The organism is Kitasatospora sp. NPDC057015 (assembly GCF_042673745.1).
GTDB lineage: Bacteria > Actinomycetota > Actinomycetes > Streptomycetales > Streptomycetaceae > Kitasatospora.
This window is the reverse complement of record NZ_JBHUSG010000025.1, coordinates 1-18,407: the sequence shown is the minus strand read 5'-3', so window position 1 is coordinate 18,407 and position 18,407 is coordinate 1. Positions and strand designations below refer to the sequence as shown.

The window sequence follows — 18,407 nt, the reverse complement described above, 5'->3', positions numbered from 1 at the left end:
CGTCGATCGCAACGGAGCGCGCTCATGGACTTCCGCGACGAACTCCCCGTGGACCACCGGCTGGCGCAGGTCTACCGCGTCGGCGCCGGACTGTGCGGCGCCGCCCTGCTGGTGTTCGGCTGCCTCGGTCTCGCCGACGGCCTCGCGTTCTTCAGCACCACCGGCGAGCGGATCGCCGGGCTGTCCAGCAACGGTCTGCTCAGCCTGATCTCCATCGTGACCGCCTGCGTGCTGATCGCCGGCGCGGTGATCGGCGGCAACGTCGCCTCCACCGTGAACATCGTGGTGGGCACGCTGTTCGTGCTCAGCGGATTCGTGAACCTGGCCCTGCTGGACAGCGGGGCGAACGTCCTCAGCTTCCGGATCCCGAACGTGGTCTTCAGCTTCGGGATGGGCCTGCTCATCGCGACCTTCGGCATGTACGGCAGGGTCAGCGCCAAGCTGCCGCACGACAACCCGTACTGGCGCCACCGCCACCCCGAGACCGCGCGGGCCGAGAGCTCGCAGGCCGAGAGCTCGCGGGCCGGGACCGTGCAGGTCGGGACCGCGCCGGCCGGGATCCTCCAAGCCGGTGGTAGCCTCACGGCCTCGACCGGGCCCCGGCTCGCCGAGCGTGCCGCACGACGCCCCGCACCCCGGACGCCGTAGGCTCCCGACCGTGAATCGAGCCGCCGAACCAGCCGCCGCGCAGCCGCCCGCGGAGGCGAGCGTCAGCACCGGCGGGGTAGCCCGCAGGCTCGGCGTGTCGCCGACCACCGTCCGCTCCTGGGAACGCCGCTACGGCATCGGACCGGCCCACCGGGAGGCCGGACACCACCGCCGCTGGAGCCCGCAGGACATCGCCGTCCTGGAGACCATGTGCCGGCTGACGGCCAGGGGCATTCCGCCCGGCGAGGCGGCCCGGTCCGCCCTGGCCGGCGCTTCGGCCGCCCAAGCGCCGACCGGCACCGCCCCGGCGGTGGAGGACTCGTCACGGCCGACGCCGCCGCCCTCGGCACCGGCGCGGAGCCCCGAGCCGCCGTCCGGGACGGTCGGGGCCCCCGAGCCGTCGGGAACCGTGCCCGGCCCGAAGACGCCGGGTGGTGGCAACACCCTGCCGGTCGGCGCGGTCCGGCCCGAGTGCCGGGGGCTCGCCCGGGCCGCCGTACGGCTCGACACCCCCGAGGTGGCCCGGATCCTGCGTGCGGTGGTCGACGACCTGGGGCCGGTCGCGGCCTGGACCGAGGTGATGATGCCGGCGCTGCGCGCAGCCGGCCGCAAGTGGGCGGCCGAGGGCGAGCGGTACGTCGAGGTGGAGCACCTGCTGTCCTGGCACGTCTCCAGTGCGCTGCGGCGGGTCGCCGACCGCCCGGGCCCGCTCCGGGTCGGGCCGCCCGTCCTGCTCGCCGGCATGCCGGCGGAACTGCACACCCTGCCGCTGGAGGCCGTTGCCGCGGGCCTCGCCGAACGCGGCCTCCCCTTCCGGATGTTCGGTCCGGCCGTCCCCCCGGAGGCACTGCTGGAGGCGGTCCGCCGCACCGGCCCGGCGGCGGTCATGCTCTGGTCCCAGGCCCGGCCCACCGCCGACCGGGCGCTGGCCCGGCGCGCGGCGCAGACCGTCTGGGGCGGTCGTGGATCGCGCGCCCACCCGCTGCTGCTCACCGCCGGCCCCGGCTGGTCCGGTGCCAGAACCCTCCAGGGCGCGCTGCGGCCCCGTGATCTGCCGGGGGCCGTCGACCTGCTGGAGCGGCTGCTCGTCGGCTGACCGCCCAGGCGGCGCCGGCCGCCGCGGGCCCGGCGCTGCTCCGGCCCGCGCCGCCGGGGGCCCACCCGGACCGTGTCGGGTGGGCGGGCCGCCGGCGGGGCGGCGTCGATCCGGTCAGGCCGTCGGCCGGGTGCGGGCGGTGGCCGCGACGGTGGTGGTGGGCCGTGCGCGTGGTGGGGACTGCGGCGGCGGCGCGGCCTGCCCGGTGCGGCCCGGCAGCGCGAGGGCGCCGAAGGCACCCAGGAGGCAGACCGCGGCGGCGACCAGGCAGGCGACGTGGAAGCCGTGCAGGAAGGACGCCTGTACGGCGGTGAGCAGGTCCTGCCCGGCGGGGCCGGGGGTGGCGGCCGCGGTGCCGAGCGCCGCGCCGACCGAGTTCCGGGCCTGGTCGGAGACGTGTGCGGGCAGGGCGGCGAAGGACGTGCCGGCCAGGTGGGCGGCGTAGAGGGAGGTGAAGACGCTGCCGAGGACGGCGACGCCGAGGGTGCCGCCGGCCTCGCGGGTGGCGTCGTTGACCGCCGAGCCGACGCCGGCCTTGGCCGGGGGCAGCACGCTGAGGATGGATTCGGTGGCCGGCGCGGTGGTGAGTCCGAGGCCGAGTCCGAGCAGCACCATCTGCCCGACGACGACGGTGTACGACACGTACGTCGGTGAGACGGCGATCCAGCCGAACGAGGCGCCGAGCAGGAGGAGCCCGCAGGTGACCACCGTGCGGGTGCCGATCCGGGCGACCAGCGCGACGCCGCCGAGGGACCCGAGCGCGATGGTGAGCGCGACCGGCAGGATCCGCACGCCGGTGGAGAGCGTCCCGTAGCCGCGGATGAACTGGAAGTACTGCGTGACGAGGAAGATGAACCCGAAGAGGGCGAAGAACGCCACGGTGACCGACCCGCTCGCCGCCGAGAACGCGGGTGTCCGGAACAGCGTGAGGTCGATCATCGGATGCCTGCGCCGCCGCTCGACGAGGACGAAGGCGACGGTGAGCGCGGCGGCGGCGGCGAAGCCGGCGGTGGTCGCGGGGGCGCTCCAGCCACGCGCGGGCGCCTCGATGATCGTGTAGACGAGGATGCCGATGGCGGCCGTCGAGGCGATCAGGCCGGGCGGGTCCAGGCGGGCCTGTGCCGGGCTGCTCGACTCGGGCACCCACACCCAGGTCGCGGCCAGGGCGACGAGCGCGACGGGCACCAGGGCGAGGAAGACGGACGGCCAGCCGAAGCGGGTCAGCAGCAGGCCGCCGACCACCGGGCCGACGGCGACGCCGAGACCGGTGACCGCGCCCCACAGGCCGACCGCCTTCGCCCGCTCCCGGCGGTCCGGGAACGTGTTGGTGATGACCGACAGGGTGGTGGGGAAGATGGTGGCCGCGCAGGCCCCCATGGCGAAGCGGACGACGATCAGGGCCGCCGGTGAGCCGGCGACGGCGCCGAGCACGCTGGTCGCCGCGAAGCCGGCCAGGCCCAGGAGCAGTGCGGGCCGGCGCCCGAAGCGGTCGCCGAGGGAGCCGGCGGTGAGCACCAGCGCGGCGAAGGCCAGGTTGTAGCCGTCGACGATCCACTGCAGGTCGCGGGTGGTCGCGCCGAGCTCGCGGCTCAGGTCGGGCAGGGCGACGTTGACGATCGTCGTGTCGAGGTTGATCGCGAACGCGGCGAGGCAGACGGACGCGAGGACGAGCGGGCGCCGGTGTGCGGAGTGGTGGGGCATGAGTGCCTCCGGCCGGACGGGCGAATGTTGTCGCTGACAACATCGGTTTATCGACATCCTTCTCCGCAAAGTGGACAATGTCAACATCTCGGACATTTGCGGAGGAAGCTGGATGAACCGGACCTATCATCACGGCAATCTCCGGGCTGCCCTGGTGGAAGCGGGTGTGGCCCTGGCGCGGGACGGCGGGCCGTCCGCCGTCGTCCTACGAGCCGTCAGCCGAAGGGCGGAGGTCTCGCACAATGCCGCCTACCGCCACTTCACCAGTCACGGAGACCTGTTGGCGGCCGTCGCGTCCAGCTGCATGGAGCGGCTCGGGCAGCTGATGATCAGCCGCACCGCCGCCGTCGGCCCGGACGACCCCGTCCCACGCGCCTGGGCCAGGCTGGAGGCGATCGGCCTCGCCTACCTCGACTTCGCCCGCACCGAACCCGGCTGGTTCCGTACCGCCTTCGCCGGCGCTGCGCCGGGCACCCCGAAGCGGGTCGACCCGCACGTCACCGATCCGCACGTCACCGATCGGCAGGTCACCGACCCGCACGTCACCGACCCCGGGGCGGACCCGTACGCACTGCTGGCCGCCCGCCTCGACGAACTCGTCGACGTCGGCGCGATCCCCGCGGACCGGCGCCCCGGCGCGGAGTACGCCGCCTGGTCCGCGGTGCACGGCCTCTCCAGCCTGCTCGTGGACGGGCCGCTGCGCGACCTCCCCGACGCGGAGGTCCGGCTCGCCGCCAGGACCGTCCTCGCGGTGATCAGTCGCGGCCTGTGAGGACGGCCCCCTTCCCCCGGGCCGGTGCTGCTCCACCGCCGCCGGCCCGCGGCACGAGGCGGGCCGGAACGCCACCGCCGACCCACGGTGCCGCCGGCCCACGGCCCGCACTATGGTGGGCGGATGGGCGAACAGCGGCAACCGGGAGTCGAAGCACCGGCGAAGACGGATCACCCGGTGACGCGGGTGGTGCTCGCCGTCTCGGGGGCCGTCCTGGTCCTGGTCGGCGTGCTCCTGCTGGTGCTGCCCGGCCCCGGACTGCTGCTGGTCCTCGCCGGCCTGATCCTGCTCTCCCGCGCGGTACCGGCCCTGGCCCGGTACGTCGAGCCGGTGCGCGCCCGGGCGATGCAGGGCGCCGAGGCCAGTGTCGCCTCCCCGTGGCGGATCGCCGGCTCGACCCTGGCCGGCCTCGGCCTGATCGGCGCCGGCGTGGCGTGGGGGCTGCTGCCCCGGCTGCCGTACTCCGGCTGGAGCACCGGATCCAGCCTGATCCTCTCCGGTGTCGTCCTGCTCGCCCTCCTCGTCTGGAGCTACCGGAGGGTGCACGGCGCTCGCGGGGAGGCTCCTTCCGGCGGATGACGCCGCGTCTGCCCGTGCCGGGCGGCAAGGGCAGCCGCGGTGGGTGCGGGCGCCGTCAGCTCAGGCGTCCGGCCAGGCGTCCGCCGAGGCCGCCGTCGGGGGCGATCTCGGCGATGCGGGCGAGGTCGGCGGCGGTGAGCGTGAGGTCGGCGGCGGCGATGTTCTCCGCGACGCGGCCGGCGTTGCGGGAGCCCGGGATGGGGACGATGTAGTCCTTCCGGGCCAGCAGCCAGGCGAGGGCCAGTTGGGAGAGGGTGACGCCCCTGCTCCTGGCGAGCCCGGCCAGCTCGTCCGCGATGGCCACGTTCGTCTCGAAGTTCTCCGGCTCCCACCACGCGATGCGGTGTCGGAAGTCGCTCGCGTCGTAGTGGTCGCGGGACTTGACGGCGCCGCCGAGGAACCCGCGGGCGATCGGCGAGTAGGCGACGAACCCGATGCCGAGCTCCTCCAGGACGGGGAAGAGCGGCTCGACCTCGTGGGTGAAGATCGAGTACTCGTGCTGCAGCACCGAGATCGGGTGCACCGCGTGGGCCCGGCGGACGGTGTCCTCGCCGGTGTTGGACAGGCCCAGGTACTTCACCTTGCCCGCGTCCACGAACTCCTTCATGACGCCGACCACGTCCTCGACGGGTACGTTCGGGTCGGGCATGTGCTGGTAGAGCACGTCGATCGTCTCGATGTCGAGGTTGCGCAGGCTGGCCTCGACCACCTCGCGAATGTGCTCGGGGCGCGAGTCCTGCCCGTAGCCGGGCGTGAAGCCGAACTTGGTGGCGACGGTCACCTCGTCGCGGATCGGCGCGAGAGCGCGGCCGAGCAGCTTCTCGCCCTCGCCCCAGCCGTACATCTCGGCGGTGTCGAAGTGCGTCACGCCGAGTTCGTGCGCGCGGCGGATCGCGGTGATCGACTCGGTGTCGTCCGAGGGCCCGTAGCCGATCGCGGTACCCATCGCGCCGTAGCCGATCGCCGAAGCGGTCAGCCCCTGGCTGCCCAGTGTCCTTGTCTGCACGGGATGCTCCCTTGGTCAAACCAAACAGTTCGGTTTTACCGTACGCCCGGCTCGTGGAGGGAGGCAAACCAAACGGTTCGGCCCGGTAGATTGGGCCCATGACCATCTCGACCGGAACGGACTCCACGCGCGAGCGCGTCATCGCGGCGGCCACCGCCGAATTCGCGCGGCACGGGATCGCGGGGGCCCGGATCGAGCGCATCGCCAAGGCCGCGCGGACCAGCAAGGAACGCCTCTACGCCTACTTCCGCAGCAAGGAGGAGCTGTACGCGACCGTCGCCGCCGGCGAGCTGGCAGCGGTCGCCGACGCCACCCGGCTGGACCCCACCGACCTGCCCGGCTACGCCGGCCGCGTCCACGATTACTTCACCGCCCACCCCGAACGGCTCCGCCTGATGAACTGGGGCCGCCTCGAATTGGCCGGGTCGACCGCCCCCGACGACCCCCTGCAGGCCACCGTCCGCCACAAGACCGGGCAACTGCGCGACGCACAGCGGGCCGGCCGGCTGGACCCGGCCTGGGATCCCGCCGACGTCCTGGTGTTCGTCAACCAGCTCGCCATGTCCTGGGTCGGCCAGGCCGACCTGCTGCCCGCGGACGAGGAGGCCCGCGCGTCGTTCCTGGCAGCGCGGCGGGCCGCCATCGTGGCAGCGGTACAACGCCTGTTCCCCGCCACCACGGTCTGACGGACCACAGGATCCGCCGGACGGAGGGCACCGGGCCGTCCCGACGGTCCGGGAGCGCGAAGTGCGGCCCGCGACGCTCGCGGTCGACCTCGGTGACGCGGCGTCCTATGCGGTGTCGGGACCATCGAGGAACCGAAGCAGTACGGCGGCCTCCGCACGGAGCCGCGCGGCCCGGTCGGCATGCGCGGGCGCAGTCAACTGCACGGCGACCTCCAGCCGTTCGGCGACCTCGGCCCGGACGATGTCCACCACACCGCGCTCGCTCAGCTCCCGCCGCGCCGCCTCGGTGGCACCGGCACCGACCGGCGACCGCTCGAGGGCCACGCCGCGGAGCGCGGCCGCGTCCACCGGTACCGCCTCGGCGTTGTCCAGCGCGGCGAGCGTCGCGCGCAGCGCACTCACCGCGACCTTGTCACGGGCGCGCATCGCCTCCGGCAGGGCTTGACGCATACGAAGACGTAGGGACATGCCGGCGACCCTACGGCGGCGCCCCTCGCTCCACAACGCGATATCGGCACCGGCACCGATACCGCCATGCGAGGCGGCGGGAATTGCCCCGTGGGGCTGGCGTGGTGACGGCCGGAGTCGCGGGCGAGCGGGTCGACGTCGGGTGTCGCCGGGTCTGGCATCGAAAGCCTCCGCCTGCGGGCGGGGGACTTGTTGGCCGGCTCGAAGCTCCCCGTCCACCGGCGGGGGCCTTCTGCGCGGCGCCGGGGCATGTGATGCTGGGAGGCCGTGGAGACGGAGGGGGCCTGCGTGAGTGTGCCGTGGCTGGAGATGTCGCTGACGTTCCGGGACGACGACGGTCCCGAGAGCACGGAGCGGGACATGGAGTTCCTCCTGGAGGAGTTGGCCGGCCTGCCTCTCGATGTAGCGCCGGCCGGAGCCGGTCCGGCGCCGGCCGGGACCCGCACCGGAGATCTCACGGCCTACGCCTCGCTGGCCGTGGGGCTGCTCGGTGGCGCCGCCGGCGTACGGGCGCTGATCTCAGTCCTCGGCGACTGGCTCTCCCGCCGGAACTCGGGCGAGATCGAGTTGACCGCGGGTGGGCACAGGCTGCGGATGACCTCGGTGTCGCGTGCCGACCAGCACAAGGCCATCGACGCCTTCATCGCCGCTGTGAACTCACCGGCCTCGCCGGAGCCGGTGCTACGAGGGTCCGGGCCCGTGCCCGCCACAACGTCGGAGCCTGCCTCCGTGCCCTCGCCCGTCCCCGAGCCTGACCACGGCCCGACCACTCCCGTGGCCCAGGAGACCCGCGCGCCCGCCTCGCCGGCGGAACCCTCCGCGCCGGTCGACGCGTCGCCCGCAGGCGCAGCCGACACACCTACCGGTGAGGCTCTCGATGGCTAGACGCGCCCTGGTGATCGCCAACGAGCACTATCAGGAAGGCTTCACCGGCCTGCCCGGTGCCACCGCTGACGCCTCCGCGCTCTACGAGGTCCTCTCAGCCCCCGAGATCGGCGGCTACGAGGTGGAGATCCTCCGCGACGCGACCGCGCTCGACTGCCGCATCGCCATCCAGCGGTTCTTCGCCGCCGCCGGTCCGCACGACCTACTGCTCCTGCACCTCTCCTGTCACGGACGCAAGGACCGGCGGAACCGCCTGCACTTCGTCGCCTCGGACACCCGCGCCGACGTCCTGGAGGCCACCTCCGTCAGCGCCGAGTTCGTCACCGACCAGATGGAGAGCGCCCGCAGCCGCCGCATCGTCACGCTGCTGGACTGCTGCTACAGCGGCGCCGTGACCAAGGGACTGCGAACCCGCGGTGAGCTGCAACTCGTCGACATCGAGGCCGACTTCCAGGGGCAGGCCCAGTACATCATCACCTCCTCGACCGCACTGCAGTACAGCCACGAGGGCGACTGGGTGAGTCGCCGGGAGGCCGAACCGTCGGTCTTCACCGCCGCCGTGGTCGAGGGTCTGCGCACCGGTGCCGCGGATCTCGACGGGGACGGCCGGGTCAGCGCCGACGACCTGTTCGCGTTCGTCCAGCAGCGGGTCCGTGAAACGGTGGCAGGTCAGACGCCGACCCGTCTCGTCACCGCCAGCGGCGCCGCTCTCGTGGTGGCCCGCAACCCCGCGATGGCGCCGGGGATCGCCCTCGTTCATGTTCCGCAGGACCGGCTCTGGGCCGAGTGGATCGCCGAGGTACTGACCGGCGCGGGCCTCCGGGTCGTCATGGCGGACGTCACCGCGCTCGGCCTGCCCGACGTCCAGGAGGCACAGCTGCCCGTCCTGCTGCTGTCGGCCGGCTTCCGCGGTTTCGAGCAGGGGCGCCTGCTGCCACCCACGCGCTGGCCGGCCACGCAGGCCGTCCCGATCCTCCTCGACGGCGCCGGCTCGGTCGCCGACCCCGGTCCCGGTAGGGGTGCCGATGATGTCCCCGATGACCCGCACACCGGGGTCGCCCTTGCCGGACTGTCGGAGGACCAGGCGGTAGCCGCCCTCCTCGGTGCCTTCGGCGGGCGCTCAGCCGGACCGGGCACGCCGCCGCCGGCGAGCGGGCTGCGCTTTCCCGGATCGGCTCCCGCCTCCGTCCACCTCCCACCACGGAACACACAGTTCACCGGCCGGGAGGACGTGTTGGAGGCTCTGCGCAAGAGCCTTGGACGCCGCCCGGTGGTCCTCCTCGGCCTCGGGGGGATCGGCAAGACCCAGCTGGCCCTGGAATACGCCCACCGTTACGCCTCCCAGTACGACCTTGTCTGGTGGATCAGCGCCGAGCAGACCGAGCTCGCCCTCGCGGGTCTCGTCGAGATCGCCGCCGAGCTCGGACTCCCACCCGGCGACGATCTTCTCCGGACCGCGCGGGACGCCTGGGCGGTGCTGAGCCGAAGGGCGCCGTCCCTCCGATGGCTGCTGATCTTCGACAACGCGACCGGCCTGGAGGCCGCCGAGCACTTCCCGATCGGGGACGGACACATCATCGTCACCAGCCGGAGGGCCGTCTGGGCCGAGGAGGCCGCCGTCATCCCGGTCGACGTCTTCCGGCGCGCCGAGAGCGTGAGCCTCCTCCGCCGCCGGGCCCCGCAGCTGTCGGCGAGCGAAGCCGGCGCGGTCGCCGATGCGGTCGGCGACCTCCCAGCGGCGGTGAGCACGGCCGCCTCCTGGCTGGAGACGGCCGCAGTACCGGTGGAGGGCTACCTCGATCAGTTGCGGGAGACCGGTCTGCAGACCCTCGCGACCCCGTCCCCGGCGGACCGCCCGTTCCCGCTGGGAGTCACCTGGAACGTATCCATCGAACGCATGCGGGCCGCCGATCCCGCCGCCGTCCGGCTCCTTGAGCTCTGTGCGTTCCTCGGGCCGGAACCGATCGCCGCCGAACTCCTCTACACCGACGGCGTGCTGGCGCTCCTCGCCCCGTACGACCCCGATCTGCGCAGCACCTTCGGGCTCAGCAGACTGTCCCGAGGCCTGGCGCGGTACGGGCTGGTGGCCCTCGACGAGGGCGGCAGGCACCTCCAGGTGCACCGTCTGGTGGTCGACGCCGTGCGTCGGGAGATGGACGCCGGGACGGCGCAGCGGACCGCCGACGCTGCCCGCCGGCTCCTGCTCGACGCCCGTGCGCAACACGGCCCCGTCACCGATCCGGCCACCTGGCCGCTCGTCAGCCCGATCTGGCCGCACCTCGGCGCCTCCGGCATGCACGACTGCGGCGATCCACAGGGGTACGACCTGGTGCTGGACCGGGTGCGCTACCTCCTCCTCACCGGGACCCCGCCCCACGGGCGTCTGATGATCGAGCGCCTCGCGCCGACCTGGCTGGCCCAAGCGACCGAGGATGTCGGGCTCCGCCGCCACCACACCCGGCTCCGGTGCCTGCTGGGGGCGGCCCTCCGACAGGAGGGACGGTACGCGGACGCCCTCGCGGTGGATGCGGAGGCACGGGAGGAGCAGCGGGCGCGGTTCGGGGAGGATGACTCGGACACCCTGGCCGCCGCTCTGGCCCTGGGCGGCGACCTTCGAGGCCTGGGCCGGTATCGGGACGCGCTCGAACTCGATCGGGAGATCCACGTCCGGTGCCGGGACCTGCTCGGCACCGACCACCCGTTGACCTCGGACGCCGCGCTCGCGCTCGCCGTCGACCACCGCCTGACGGGCCGCCCCGACACCGCGATCGCCATGGCCGCACACCTGTACGCACAGGCCGTCCGAACGCCCGGGCGCCCGCTGGCCGCCCTCGCAGCCCGCTCCGCCCTCGCCCTCGCCCTCATACCGGCCGGCGGCCCGGGGGCGGAAGGGGAAGCCTCCGGAAGCGACGCAGTGGGCCACGCACTGGCGGTGGCGGACGAGGCGGCCAGGACCTTCGGCCGCACCCACGCGCACACCCTCACCGCCCAGCTGAACCTCGCACGGGCCCACGCGGCAGCGGGCCACCCGGAGCGCGCCGTCCGAGTGGGGGCCGACACCCGTGCGGCCTTCGCCGAGCGGCTCGGCGCACTGCACCCCCTCACGCTGGTCTCTCAGGCCAACCATGCGACCGACCTGCAGGTCGCCCCTGATCCGGAGGACTCCGCCGAGCCGTCAGGGCAGGCGATGTCAGGCCTCGAACAGGTCCTCGGCCCGGAACACCCGATCGTCACCACCCTCCGGAACGGGCGCACCGTCACCCTCGATCTCGACCTCACACTGCCGTTCTGACCGGCCGGAGAGGAGCGCCCGGGGCTAGAATCGGCGCTTTGCCCGATCAAGGGGAGCTGCGGACCATGGCCCATCACCCACGGACGGCCGAGCAGATCTGGGCGGCGGCCGACCTTCCGGCCCGTCGGCTCGCCGGGGTGGCGCTCAACCCCGCCACCGGTACCGACGTGCTGCTCAGGCTGCTCGCCTGCGACTCGGCCGCCGTACGGATGACCCTCTGCCGGGACCGGGACCTGCCGGAGGAGGTGGTGGACGCGGTGGTCGCCCACCCCGATCACCGGACCCGGAGCTTCTTCGCCGCCAACCCGCACGTCGACCCCGCCCGGCGCGCGCGGCTGGTGGACGACCCGCACTGGCTGGTCCGGGCCTGGCTCGGCGAGGGACCGGGCTGGGCGCACGGGCGCAGCGAGCTCCCGGAGCACACGGTGGTCCGGATGCTGACGACCCACGACCCCGAGTACCTCGGCACGATCTACCGGCAGGTCCCGAGGTCGGCGCGGTGGACGTTCCCGTCGCACCCCGAGCCGAAGGTCCGTGCCTACGCCTGCACCTGGTGGGGGGAACTGACCGAGGAGGAGCGGTCGGCCCTGCTCGCCGACCCGGACGTGGAGGTGCGCGAGCGCGCCCGGGGCGTCGGCCGGCACCTCGATCCCGCCTACGTCGAGCGCGAGCTCCCGGACCGGCCCTGCCACGCCCGGACCCACCTGCTGATGCACGGTGCGCTCTCCCGCCGCGTGGTCGAGCAGGTGCTGGCCGCCCCGGTGGGGCGCGAGGACCTGTCGATGATCGCCGGCAACCCGAGCCTCCCGCTCGACGTCCTGGCCCTGCTCGTCCGCGATCCGGACCCCCGGGTGCGCGAGACGGCCGCCGGCCGACCCGAACTGACGGTGGCACAGCGCCAGGCCCTCGCCACCGACCCGGACCCGGCGGTCCGCACCCGGATCTCGGTGCACCCGGCGCTCACGGAGGAGGAGCGCGCCGCGATCGACTACCGGGTCGGTTCGGACGAGACCTTCGGCCGCTCCGAACTCCCCGCCTGGATCCACGACCCGGCGCGGTCCCGCCGGCACGCCCTCAGCGGTCACCCGCTGCTGCGCCGTCGGGCCGCCGTCGACCCCGGCCTGCCACCGGACCTCGTGGCGCGCCTGTCGTGCGACCCGGACCCGGGCGTGCGGGTCCTGCTCGCCCAGAACCATCCGCAGGCCCCGGCCGCACTGCTGCTGCGCGGCTTCCTGGAGTACACCGGCCGCGAGCGGTGGTCACTGACGACCCGTCCGAACTTCCCCACCGGAGGGCTGGCCGGCTACGCCGAGGCCGCGGACCCCATGGTCCGACGGCTCGCACTCCTGAGCCCGCGGACCCCGCCGGCCACGGTGGACCGGCTCTCCGCGGACCTCGATCCGGACGTCCGGGCCGACGCGGCCCGGCACCCGCACCTGTCGTCGCAGCGGCTCGTCGAGCTCCTGGAGGACGAGGAGCTCGCCCACCGGGCGGCCGCCAATCCGGCCCTGCCGTCGTCCGTGCTGGACCGCCTGCTGGCGGCGCTCGACCAGCCGGCCGGGCCGACCGGCGGCGCCGACGGCCTCTCCGTCCGGGCCTGAGGGCGGCGGGCGGTCAGGCCGGGCCGGGGCGGCTCAGCCTGGCCAGCCGCACCAGGGCCGGCGGGTGGTGGGCGGCCTTGCGGGGGGAGGGGGAGATCCACACCGTGGCACGGGTCTGCTCCGGGTCGCACGGCGGCGCGGCGGCCGGGTTCAGCGCGTGGTGACGTGCACTCATGTCGTCGGAGCCTTCCTGGGAGTCGGGGGAGCGGCGGCCGTTCCCGCCGCCGACTCCAGGGAACCGCTCCGGACCGGCCGGATCAATGCGGGCGACTACCCATCGACCTGGGCGAACACTGGGGGACGGGCCCGCAGCCGGGAGGATTCGCCCCCCGGGGCGTCCGCCGCCGGGCCGAGCCGTCGGGGCTCAGGGCGGCGTCCGGTCCGCCGTTCCGTCCCCGGCGTCCTGCGCGTCGGCCCCGGCGAGTGCCCGGGCCGTCCCGGCGCGGCTCGTGCCCAGCTTGTGGAGCACGTTCGCGACGTGGTGCTCCACGGTTCGGGGGGAGAGGAACAGGGCCTGGGCGATGTCCTGGTTGCCGGCGCCCTGGGCGAGGAGCTCCGCGACCTGCCGCTCGCGCGGTGACAGGCGCTTGCCGTAGCCCCGGCGCCCCGGCGAGCCGGTGTTGCCGAGGTCCAGGTCGCGGCGGAGCTTCTGGCAGCGGGCGAGGTCGGAGGTCGCCGTCACGGCGAGGTAGACCCGCTCCGCCGCGGCGATCCGCTCGGTGGCCCGGGCGCGGTCGTGCGGGGCGAGGGTCGCGGCGATCCGCTCGTCGGCGCGGGCTGCCTCGTACGGCCGGCCGATGTCCTGCCACCCCTCCCGGGCGCGGGTGAACGCCTGGTCGGCGCCGGGCTCCCCGGCCGCGGTCAGCAGCAGGCCCCGGGCGAGGTCGAGGGCCGCTGCGACGGCGGGCGCGTCCCGGCCGGTGAGGGCGTCCGCGGCCTCCTCGGCGACGGTGGCCGCGAGGGCGTGGCCGCCGGTGGCGATCAGGGCCTCGACGGCGACCGGCAGCAGTTCGGCGGTACGGGCCCAGGCACCGGCCTGGCGCGCGGTGGTGAGGGCGGGGGTGACCGTGGCGGCCGCCGCGACGGCGTCGCCCTCCAGCAGCTGCAGGCCGGCGAGTCCGGCCGCCGCGCGCAGGGCGGCGGTCACCTGGGACTCCCGTTGGCCGTACCGGCCGGCGATCTCGAACTCCTCGCGGGCCAGGGCCAGCCGGCCGCGGGCGGCGGCCAGGCGTCCGAGCAGCAGGGAGCGTTCGGCCCCGGCCATCGCCAGGTCGTCGAACTCCGCGCCCAGGCTGTCGAAGCGCTCCTCCAGCCCCTGCCAGCGGCCGGCCAGCATGTCCAGCCGGATCAGTGCGAGGCGGCTGTAGCACTCCAGGTAGGGGATGGCCGCCTGTCGGGCCAGTCGCCGGCTCTCCGCCAGCAGGTGCGAGGCCCGGCGGTCGCAGCCGAGTTCGATGGCGATCTCACCGGTGTTGTACAGCGCCCGGGTGGTCTGTCGCACGACCTCGGGCCGCTCGGAGGACCGGGGCAGTTCGTCGAGGCGGTCCCACACCGCGGGGTCGCCCTCCCGGGCCAGGAAGGTGAGGGAGGTGGCCCGTACCGCGGCGGCCACGTCCTCGTCCGGACTGCCCGCCAGCAGGGTGTCCGCCCGCGACAGCCAGGCCGCGGCCTGGCGGCCGGCGCCGTCGCGTTCGTCCATGGCGATCGCCACCATGGCCCGGGCCGCCCGGGAGGGGCGCTCCGCCAGCTCGTCCAGGGCTTCGCGGATCCGGTCGAACCCGGCCCGGTTGCCGCTGTGGACGGCGGTGAGGAAGCCGAGCGCGAGGCGGATCTCGCCGCGGTCGGCGACCGGCAGCCGGGGGTCGGCGATCATGCCGCTCAGGGCCTGGATGCTGGCCGCCGGGTCGACGTCGTCGGCCGCGATCCGGGCCAGCGCCAGCGCGGCCCGACCGCGCCGCTGCGGGTCCAGGCCCGGTTCGTCCAGGAGGCCGCTCAGCATCGTCCGGGCGCTGCCCGGGTCCCCGAGGGCCACGGCCTGGTCGGCGGCGGCCTGGGCGAGGTCCTGCCAGGCCCGGCGGTCGCCCGTGGCCAGCGTGTGGTGGGCGATCTGGACCAGCGGCCGCGGCAGGTGCGCGTCGAGGGCCTCGACCGCCCGGCGGTGCAGGATCCGGCGCTGCGGACCGGGTACGCGCCGGTAGGCGACCTGCTGGGCCAGCACGTGGCGGAAGGCGTAGCGGTCGGGCCCGCTCTCGTGCAGGACGGCCGCGTGCAGGGCCTCCGTCAGGCCGATCGCACCGGCGGTGGCGTCCAGGCCGGCGACGGCGGTCAGCAGGTCCTCGTCCGCGGGGACGGCGAGGACGGCGGCTGCCGCGGCGACGGCGGCGCCGTCCCCGCCGAGGCGGGCGAGCCGTTCCGTGACGGCGTCCCGCAGCCCCTGCGGCACCTCGCTCCGGGCCAGCTCGGCGGCCAGGTCGGCGCCCTGCTCGCCGCCGCCCGGACGGCTGCCGGTCCGGGCCTCGGTCGGGGGGCGTTCGGCGATGGCGAGCAGGTCCTCCTCGGCGGTCAGGGGCAGTCCCTGGCTGCGGTCGAACAGCACCCGGGCGAGTTCCGGGGTGGCGCGCGGGCCCAGCGCGGCGCGGGCCAGCTCGTGGACGTCCGGCGCGGTCAGCGGGCCCAGCCGGATCAGCGCACCGGCCACCTCGGGCGGGTGCCGGTAGGCCGCACCGAACGCCGGGGCGTCGGGCGGCATGTCCTCGGCGCGGTAGGTGACCGCCAGGGTGAGCCGCGGCGGCATGTCGCGGGCCAGCTGGAGCAGCAGGTCACGGGTCGCGTCGTCGGCCCAGTGCAGGTCCTCGATCACCAGGATCGCGTCGTCGAGCGCGCCGAGCAGCGCGCGCAGGCCCTGGACCAGCAGGTGGCGCCCGGAGAGCGGGCCCGGGCCGTCGGCCGGCGCGGGAGGCAGGTGCGGTGCGAGGTCGGGCAGTACCCGGCGCAGTGCTCCGGCGCTGGGCGGGAGCTCTCCGGGCGGGGGCAGCAGGTCGGCGGCGTCCCGCAGCGCGTCGATCACCGGGCCGAACGGCAGCGGTTCGCGCAGCGGGTGGCAGAGGCCGCGGAGCACGGTGCGCCCCGCCGCGGCGTGGGTCGCGACGGCCTCGGCCACCAGGCGGGACTTGCCGATTCCGGCCTCGCCCTCGACGAGGAGCACGGCCGGCGGGCGGCACAGCGCGTCACGTGCGCGGGCGAGGTCGCGCTCCCGGCCCACGAGCGCGAATCCGGCGCCGCGGGCCGTCGGCGGCCGGTGCGCGCCGCCGTGGGCGGTCGGCGACTGGGGCCGGCTCATCGCCGCGGTGCCCGGGGGCGGTGGTGGCGGGCGGCGTATCCGGTCTGGGCGGGCATGCCCCCATGATGCCCCCGCCGCGGGCGGACGGGTCCGACGGCCCTGCCCGAGCGGACGGGTCGGACGGTGCCGCTCCGTCCCACCCGGCCGGTCCGGGCGTCACCCGCGCAGGCCGGACGGGACGCCACCGAGATCCCGGTCCACCGGCCGCACGACGCGGCCCGGGGTCTCGACCACCTCGCAGCCCGCCCGTGCCAGCCGGGCGACGGTCGCCGCGGCGGCCCGGTCGTCGAGCGAGAACACGAACGGCCCGGGGACGAGGACGACGTCGACCCACCCCTGCTCGGCCGCCGTCAGCAGGTCCTCCAGGGCGGGCAGCGGGCCCCTGGCGGACCGGCCGTGGTCGGCGTACACGTCCGGGAAGGGCAGCCCCAGTCGGACGGCCAGCAGCTCCATGGCGGTGCGCACGTACTCGGCCCCGCGGGTGTCGTAGGGGTGGCACCGCAGGTACATCGCGGGTCGTCGGACCGATCTCACCGGTGCGGGGGCGTCGTCCATGCCGTTCACCTGGCCTTGCTCGTGGTGGAGCCCCGTGCGGGGGAGCCGCTCGTGGAGCCGGGCGTGAGCTCCGTGTGAGGGGCCCGTCGCACCGGGCGCGATGCCACCGGCGCCCCGATGGCGGCCCCGGCCCGCGTGGTGCTCCGGGCCGGTGGTCAAGCGGACCTCGGAAACGGTGGGGGGAACAATGCGGGGGACTACCCATCCCGCACGCCGTAAGGGTCGGCCCGGGCGCCCTGACGGCGGCTCGTCGTGGTGGGGCATGATGGTGGCCATGGACGAACGGACTTCCGACTGGGTGACCCTCTTCTGGTTCGAGAACGTCGCCGGCTGCCCGCAGCCCGGCCGGCTGATCTCGGTTTGACTGCGTGACCGGGGGATCGACTGGTACCCCTTCGGCGAGCACGACGTCCGGTTCGACCACATGTGCGGGGTGGATCCGGACGGGCGCCGGCACGGGACGATCGTCGTCCGTGTCCGCGCGGACGTCCTGCGACGGTTCGGGCTCCATCCCGACCAGCCGACCGGGGCTCCGGCCGACCCGTTGCCCCCCAAGTGGTGGGGGCCGTGGGCCAACTGAGTCGTGGTCCGGCCCGGCTGCCCCGGTCGCCGTCGGGCCGGTCGCAGTCGTCGGGTGGGGGCCCGACCCGGAGGGCCGGTAGGGATGCTCGTCCGGTGGGGCCCGGAACAGTCGGGGGCCGGGTGGGGTGCCGCTCAGCAGCAGCAGTCCGGCCCGTCGCTCACCCTGCCCGCGGCGGCCAGCATCTCGGCGTCGGCGAGGAAGGCCAGGGCGGCTCCCAAACCCCCGCCGTCCCGTTCGGAGGCGGCCAGACCGATCCAGGTCACGGCGCAGTTGCCCTCGATGTGACCCGGCTCGAGACCGTGCAGCCGGCAGAGCCGTTCGTGGGCCGCGGAGAGGTAGGCCGCCCAGTCGCCGTCGTCGGCGAGGTCCAGGCCGCTCAACCGGCCGAGCCAGGAGTCGACATGGGCCCGCAGGACGACCTCCGGCGCACGGAAGTCGTGTACCCATCCGCACCGCTGCCCGGTGCCTGCGTCCGGTCGTACCACCGGGCGGAATCCGTCCAACCACCCGTCGGCCGCTCCGCGGTGGCTCTCGCACAGGGTCACCGTCACCGCCGGTCGGGGACCGGCGGCGTCCACGGCCGGCTCGAACCCTTCGACGACGACCACGGGGGCCTCGTCGCAACGATGGATACCACGCAGTACGGCACTCACTCGCAACCCCCCGATGGAACCGGTGAACCGCGCAAGGCTACGGCAGGCGCCGCCGACGGCGACAGGCGTTTCCGCTCGGTGAGGGCGGGCACGATCGACTTCGGCGCTCCGGCGCCCGTCCTTCGTGCAACGGCTCGGTTGCACGACTTTCGGCTGACGTGCAATAATCAAGTTGCACTCAATGGTGGCACCTGAAGGAGTTTCCTCGTGAGCGAAGACATGATCGAGCGTGACACTCTGATTGACGCGTCGATTGAGCGTGTCTGGTCGTTGGTCTCCGCGCCCGGCTTCTGGGTGGCCGATCCGGAGAGCGTGCGGGGTACCACCGCGGTCGAGGGTGAGTCGACGGTGGCGAGGAACCCGGAGCACGGTGAGTTCCCGGTGAGCGTGGTGAAGGTGGAGCCGCCGCTGTACGTGGCGTACCGCTGGGCGCCCGCCTCGCCGGGGCAGGAGCTGACGGAGGGCAACAGCACCCTGGTGGAGTTCACGTTGTCGGCGGAGGGTGACAAGACCCGTCTGACCGTGGTGGAGAGTGGTTTCGC

The 18,407-nt window shown here is 74.7% G+C and carries 16 protein-coding genes; 9 read left to right on the top strand and 7 right to left on the bottom strand.

The genetic code is table 11. From position 1 onward, the window contains the following. The first annotated feature begins 24 nt into the window (after window positions 1-24). Both ACFTWP_RS22795 and ACFTWP_RS22790 read left to right on the top strand, forming a co-directional pair. On the top strand, window positions 25-648 hold the full coding sequence (locus ACFTWP_RS22795; protein WP_380266498.1) for a DUF4383 domain-containing protein: 624 nt from the start codon (window positions 25-27) through the stop codon (window positions 646-648). Between the two features lie 10 nt (window positions 649-658). Next, window positions 659-1,744 carry a MerR family transcriptional regulator gene (locus ACFTWP_RS22790; protein WP_380266497.1) on the top strand — a complete coding sequence of 362 codons (1,086 nt, stop codon included), beginning with the start codon at window positions 659-661 and terminating at the stop codon, window positions 1,742-1,744. 114 nt (window positions 1,745-1,858) lie between these two features. Here ACFTWP_RS22790 and ACFTWP_RS22785 read toward each other — a convergent pair whose 3' ends face one another. After that, a complete protein-coding gene (locus ACFTWP_RS22785) occupies window positions 1,859-3,445 on the bottom strand; it encodes an MFS transporter (protein WP_380266496.1) in 1,587 nt (528 codons plus the stop codon). A 112-nt stretch (window positions 3,446-3,557) separates the two neighbouring features. On the opposite strand from ACFTWP_RS22785, the gene ACFTWP_RS22780 reads away from it, so the two are divergent. After that, window positions 3,558-4,217 (top strand): TetR/AcrR family transcriptional regulator, encoded by a 660-nt coding sequence (locus ACFTWP_RS22780; protein ID WP_380266494.1) that lies wholly within the window; start codon window positions 3,558-3,560, stop codon window positions 4,215-4,217. A 123-nt stretch (window positions 4,218-4,340) separates the two neighbouring features. Further along, window positions 4,341-4,796: a PGPGW domain-containing protein gene (locus tag ACFTWP_RS22775; RefSeq protein ID WP_380266493.1), complete on the top strand. Its 456-nt coding sequence runs from the start codon at window positions 4,341-4,343 to the stop codon at window positions 4,794-4,796. A gap of 55 nt (window positions 4,797-4,851) precedes the next feature. On the opposite strand, the gene ACFTWP_RS22770 is transcribed toward ACFTWP_RS22775, so the two are convergent. Further along, window positions 4,852-5,802, bottom strand: coding sequence for an aldo/keto reductase (locus tag ACFTWP_RS22770; RefSeq protein ID WP_380266492.1), 951 nt, complete (start codon window positions 5,800-5,802; stop codon window positions 4,852-4,854). 98 nt (window positions 5,803-5,900) lie between these two features. On the opposite strand from ACFTWP_RS22770, the gene ACFTWP_RS22765 reads away from it, so the two are divergent. Beyond that, the gene (locus tag ACFTWP_RS22765) at window positions 5,901-6,488 is read left to right on the top strand and encodes a TetR family transcriptional regulator (RefSeq protein WP_380266491.1); all 588 of its coding nucleotides are present in this window, start codon (window positions 5,901-5,903) and stop codon (window positions 6,486-6,488) included. Window positions 6,489-6,593: 105 nt separating this feature from the next. On the opposite strand, the gene ACFTWP_RS22760 is transcribed toward ACFTWP_RS22765, so the two are convergent. Next, complete coding sequence (locus tag ACFTWP_RS22760) at window positions 6,594-6,914, bottom strand: hypothetical protein (protein WP_380266574.1); 321 nt, start codon at window positions 6,912-6,914, stop codon at window positions 6,594-6,596. 330 nt (window positions 6,915-7,244) lie between these two features. Here ACFTWP_RS22760 and ACFTWP_RS22755 point away from each other — a divergent pair, with 330 nt between their 5' ends. Genes ACFTWP_RS22755 through ACFTWP_RS22745 form a run of 3 tightly spaced genes read left to right on the top strand, consistent with a single transcriptional unit; the run spans window position 7,245 to window position 12,734 of the window. Beyond that, a complete protein-coding gene (locus tag ACFTWP_RS22755) occupies window positions 7,245-7,841 on the top strand; it encodes a hypothetical protein (protein ID WP_380266490.1) in 597 nt (198 codons plus the stop codon). Further along, on the top strand, window positions 7,834-11,133 hold the full coding sequence (gene fxsT, locus ACFTWP_RS22750) for an FxSxx-COOH system tetratricopeptide repeat protein (RefSeq protein WP_380266489.1): 3,300 nt from the start codon (window positions 7,834-7,836) through the stop codon (window positions 11,131-11,133). Before ACFTWP_RS22755 ends, fxsT begins: the two co-directional genes overlap by 8 nt. A 38-nt stretch (window positions 11,134-11,171) precedes the next feature. Beyond that, entirely contained in the window at window positions 11,172-12,734 is a 1,563-nt protein-coding gene (locus ACFTWP_RS22745; protein ID WP_380266488.1) for a hypothetical protein, read from the top strand. Window positions 12,735-12,747: 13 nt separating this feature from the next. Here the strand turns inward: ACFTWP_RS22745 and ACFTWP_RS22740 are convergent, their stop codons facing one another. The 4 genes from ACFTWP_RS22740 to ACFTWP_RS22725 all read right to left on the bottom strand — a co-directional run bounded on the left by ACFTWP_RS22740 (window position 12,748) and on the right by ACFTWP_RS22725 (window position 17,820). Continuing rightward, complete coding sequence (locus ACFTWP_RS22740; protein ID WP_380266487.1) at window positions 12,748-12,909, bottom strand: hypothetical protein; 162 nt, start codon at window positions 12,907-12,909, stop codon at window positions 12,748-12,750. 189 nt (window positions 12,910-13,098) lie between these two features. Then, on the bottom strand, window positions 13,099-16,074 hold the full coding sequence (locus ACFTWP_RS22735; protein WP_380266486.1) for an ATP-binding protein: 2,976 nt from the start codon (window positions 16,072-16,074) through the stop codon (window positions 13,099-13,101). Window positions 16,075-16,230: 156 nt separating this feature from the next. Next, window positions 16,231-16,629 carry a hypothetical protein gene (locus ACFTWP_RS22730; RefSeq protein ID WP_380266485.1) on the bottom strand — a complete coding sequence of 133 codons (399 nt, stop codon included), beginning with the start codon at window positions 16,627-16,629 and terminating at the stop codon, window positions 16,231-16,233. 714 nt (window positions 16,630-17,343) lie between these two features. Next, entirely contained in the window at window positions 17,344-17,820 is a 477-nt protein-coding gene (locus ACFTWP_RS22725) for a hypothetical protein (protein WP_380266484.1), read from the bottom strand. A gap of 252 nt (window positions 17,821-18,072) precedes the next feature. Here ACFTWP_RS22725 and ACFTWP_RS22720 point away from each other — a divergent pair. Further along, the coding region (locus ACFTWP_RS22720) for an SRPBCC domain-containing protein (RefSeq protein WP_380266483.1) at window positions 18,073-18,407 on the top strand (335 nt) is incomplete at its 3' end.